1 protein-coding gene is annotated in these 2166 nt (G+C 45.2%); it reads right to left on the bottom strand.

The window, feature by feature from the left end; translation table 11 throughout:
* Positions 1-111 precede the first annotated feature (111 nt).
* A complete protein-coding gene (gene ltrA, locus L5L97_RS22690) occupies positions 112-1584 on the bottom strand; it encodes a group II intron reverse transcriptase/maturase (RefSeq protein ID WP_263183404.1) in 1473 nt (490 codons plus the stop codon).
* Between the last annotated feature and the right edge of the window lie 582 nt (positions 1585-2166).

Here is a 2166-nt window from a genome sequence, read left to right as displayed (position 1 = left end):
GTCGGATAGACGGCATCTGTTACCAAGTGCCGCCCTCCTAAGAACCGTACGTGCAACTTTCACTGCATACGGCTCAAGCCTCCACTAAGGCGTGTTCTGTTACCCAGCACCCTATATAGCAGCTAAGACAGGATCGAACCAAGAGTTTCGACCTTCCTTTGCCTGTTTCCGCTTACTTAAGTAAGCTTCGTATTCGGGGTCGTAAGGTATGGCTGCGCTCCTGATTTTCACATGTCTCTTTATCAGCGTTTGAGCTATCTGAACCAGATTAAAATGGCAGTCCATGTTGGCGATTTTCTGCCAACCGTGAAATTGCCATCCTCCTATGCGATTCATATAGTATTTACGCCTCACCCAGTCCTTACTTTTAGTTGGATGACGCCTAACGGCCCAACGCCATAACAACCAGAAAAGTTGATGCCCTACATAACCGAAAACTTGCTTTGCAACACTGTGGCGATAATAGTTCGCCCATCCTCTCAGTTTCGGATTCAATATTTTGATTAAATCGTTAACGGGGATTGTTGGATGTTTTCTGATGAATTCACGTAGATTACTCAAAAATGATAGAACGTTGCTCTTGCTCGGCTTAATGAGCAGTTTGCCGTTGTACTTCCTGATATTGAATCCCAGAAAGTCAAACCCATCATCGATATGAGTTATGTGCGTTTTCTCATCAGAGAATGTTAAGCCTCTTTCCTGTAGAAAACCAATTAGTTGCGGCTTGATTTCATTAACGAGCACTTCCTTCGAAGAACCTGTGATAACAAAATCGTCTGCATATCCGATAAAGTTGACCCTATTACCTGTTTTACAGGCAATAGACTTAACCAATTGTTCTAACCCAGCCAGCGTGAGCAACATCAGCGTTGGGGAGATTATCCCGCCTTGCGGTGTTCCTTCTGCTGTTTTGTAGAACAATCCTTTATCAACATAACCACATCCAAGCCATTGTTTCAGCATTCGCTTATCTAATTGAATGTTGTCGATGAGCCATTGATGACCTATCTTATCGAAACAAGCTTTGATGTCACCCTCAAGAACCCATTGGCTAGAGCGCTTCATACATAAACATTTGAAGCACTGTGCAATTGCATCTGCTGCGCTTCGGTTAGGTCGAAAGCCATAGCTATTGAGGTCGGCCACCGTTTCCGAAATAGGCTCCAAGGCGAGAAGATGAAGCGCTTGCTGCGCTCTATCTATCATGCAGGGTATGCCTAAAGGTCTGAGTTTGCCGTTTTTCTTGGGGATGTAGATACGCCTGAGCGGTTTGGCATGATAGCCTTTCCGGCTCAGTTGATTCACCGCAGTCATACAACGAGCATCACTATTCCAAATAATGCCGTCGATCCCTGGTGTTTTGCTGCCTTTATTTTGAGAAACTCTTTTAACAGCAAGCAATTTTGCTGATGTAGAGTGGGTTAATATCCACTGCAATGCTTTCGCCTTGCTGTGTTTACCTTCTCGGGTTGCTTTTGCAATGCGCATTTGAAGCTTTAATACATGTTGCTTAACCGCCTTCCAGTTAATGGATTGCCATTGAGCATTGTCAGGAGGTGCACTAACTTCGTTTGAAGCCATCATTTGCGTTTCTCCTTGAATAAAGTTCTTCAAATCATCTTGCAACGGGAGACCAGCTAGAAGTCAGCTCGCTTTCGCGCCAGATAGAAGTCTGTATCCGCATCATTACAATGCGGCATTCGCTTTTTCTAGCCTCCTTTACCTGCATGACTATCGGCAGTCTTCGCAGACCGCTTTCCCAAGGGGAGCAATACAGGCTTACCCTGTTCCGTATGTCGCGCAACGTCAGGTTAGATGCCCACTATAGTGCGGAGAGTTATTTGATCACGAAAGAGCACTGTCCAATCTCTTTCCAACTCTCGTGCCTTTTGGCCACAGCGTATTAACCACTTCCGCTGTTTCACGTATAACGCACCTTATATGGATTCACTTACGTTCATCATACTGACACCCTAGCACTTACCCGATTGTGGTTATCAGGAAGAACGTCCTCTCACGATTCTGTTCCCATTCGGCATAAAGCCAAATATCGTTACATTGTCAGACTCGCTGCTTTATTCAGAGTCTTAGGGTCATCTGGTGATACAGATGGTTCACTCTTATCGCTGTGAACAGCGCTTCATACGACCTCAGGTCGCACGGACA

The organism is Shewanella sp. SM71, assembly GCF_025653905.1.
GTDB classification, from domain to species: domain Bacteria; phylum Pseudomonadota; class Gammaproteobacteria; order Enterobacterales; family Shewanellaceae; genus Shewanella; species Shewanella oncorhynchi.
This window is presented reverse-complemented; position numbering and strand designations above follow the sequence as displayed.